2 protein-coding genes are annotated in these 2,096 nt (G+C 71.6%); both read left to right on the top strand.

Features of this window, described 5'->3' with window-relative positions:
* Window positions 1–220: 220 nt before the first annotated feature.
* Window positions 221–1,225, top strand: a complete 1,005-nt coding sequence (gene galE / locus E1200_RS32850) for a UDP-glucose 4-epimerase GalE (RefSeq protein ID WP_131956509.1) — start codon at window positions 221–223, stop codon at window positions 1,223–1,225.
* Window positions 1,226–1,355: 130 nt separating this feature from the next.
* Window positions 1,356–2,096 (top strand): hypothetical protein (locus E1200_RS32845; RefSeq protein ID WP_131956507.1); only part of this gene is annotated, 741 nt, incomplete at its 3' end.

Below are 2,096 nucleotides of genomic sequence, written 5' to 3'. Positions count from 1 at the left end.
CCGCGCGTTTCGGACGTCCGCGGACCCGCCCGCCGTGCCCCCGAGATCCCCGCCGGCGGCGGCCGCGGAAGAACTCGTGCGCGGACGTCCGGCGAGGCCCGCCGGTTCACCGCCGTCCGGAGCCGGTCACCTCGGGTGCGGGCCGTTGACCGTCCGCGACCGCCTCCTGATCCTGAGCGTGACCACTTTCCGGGGACGCACGGCCATCTGGGGATGCCACATGAAAGTCCTGATCACAGGGGGAGCCGGGTTCATCGGCAGCACCATCGCCTCCGCCTTCGCCGAACGCGGGGTGACGCCCGTGGTGCTCGACAGCCTCGTCACGGGCCGGCCGGAGTTCGCCGACGGGCGGATCTTCTACCGGGGCGACATCGGCGACGGGGAGCTGGTGGACCGGATCTTCGCGGAGCACCCCGACATCGTCACGACCGTCCACTGCGCCGCGCTGATCGTGGTGCCCGACTCGATGGCCGACCCGCTGCGCTACTACCGGGTCAACCTCAGCAGGACCCTCGACCTCGCCGGCCACCTCATCCGCAACGGCCGGGACCGGATGATCTTCGCGTCCACCGCGGGGATGTACCGGCCCGAGCCGGACCTGTCGGTGACGGAGACCTCCGCGCTGGAGCCGCAGAACCCCTACACCCGCTCGAAGATGATGGCCGAGCTGCTGATGGAGGACCTCACCAAGGCGTCCCGGCTGCGGGTGATCTCGCTGCGCTACCTCAACCCGATCGGCGCGGACCCGCAGCTGCGGACCGGCCTGCAGAGCAGCAAGCCCACGCACGCCCTCGGCAAGATGATCGAGTGCCACGACCTCGGCGTGCCGTTCAAGATCACCGGGGTGGACTGGCCGACGCGGGACGGCACGGCGATCCGCGACTACATCCACGTCTGGGACATCGCCCGCGCGTTCTACGAGGCCGCCCTCCGCTTCGACTCGATCATCCCGCCGCTGGGCGACCGCCCCGGCTACCAGGTCATCAACCTCGGCACCGGCGACGGCACGACCGTCCGCGAACTGGTGGCCGCATTCCGGGAGGTCGTCGGCGACGCCTTCCGCGCCGAGGACGCCCCCGCCCGCCCCGGGGACGTCGTCGGTGCCTTCGTGAATCCGGTCAAGGCGGGGGAGCTGCTCGGCTGGAAGGCCGAGTACACCATCGAGGACGCCATCCGCCACTCCCTCCAGTGGGCCGCGCGCCGCCGCGAACTCGCCGCGTCCTGAACCGTCCGCCCGCCCCGTACCGGACGCCGCACAATGTCAGAGTAGTCACTCTATGTGTTTATCCGGCTACTTAGAGGTATAGTGTCGCTGTTCGGTACGGGGTGGGGGCAGGTGCGCGGACTGAGGAATCATGAAGCGAGCATGCGGGGACAGGCGTGTCCGGATCATCTTGGTGTGCGCGATGGTCCTGGCCGCTCCGGCGATGCTGATCGTGCCGAAGGCCCGGACGAACCTCGCCCGCGCCTGCGGTTGTGCCGTCGACGCCTCCTGCGCCTCGCGGGACCTCTCCAGCGGGGCGCCGCTACCGCTCAACGCCGCGGGTCAGGCGGCGGCGCGCCGCCCCGGGGAGGACGCGCGCGCCGACGACGACTCCGCCGTCCCGATCCCGGTGGACGACGCCGGCCTCGACCTCAAGGCCAGCCTCTACCGGGGTGTCGGCGGCGGCGTGACGGGCTCGTTCACGCGGGACGCCCTGGCGCTCACCTTCGAGGGAGGCGCCGGCATCGGCGGCTCCTTCTCCGTCGGCTCGGCCCTCGGCACCCCGCGCACCGGGGCCTCCGTGGAGGCGCGGGCCTCGATGAGCAGCCGGCTGCGTTTCGTCAACCCGCCCGACTTCGGCCTCACGCTCTCGGGGGACGGCAGGCTGCAGGCTTACATGGACGTCAAGACGGCGCAGTTCCGCACCCGCTTCCGATCCCGGCCGGTGTCGCTGACCGAGGTGGCCGTCGCGGGCCAGGACGAGGCGCCGATGACCCGGCGGTCCTGGAGCTTCGGCACCGAGTTCAAGGTCGCCGGCGCCTACACGGTCAAGATCCCCTGGCGGCGCCTCGTCGACGTCTGGTCGTGGCTCTCCGCCCTGGCCCCCGGTGCC

The sequence above is a fragment of the Actinomadura sp. GC306 genome, from assembly GCF_004348665.1.
Lineage (GTDB): Bacteria > Actinomycetota > Actinomycetes > Streptosporangiales > Streptosporangiaceae > Spirillospora.
This window is presented reverse-complemented; position numbering and strand designations above follow the sequence as displayed.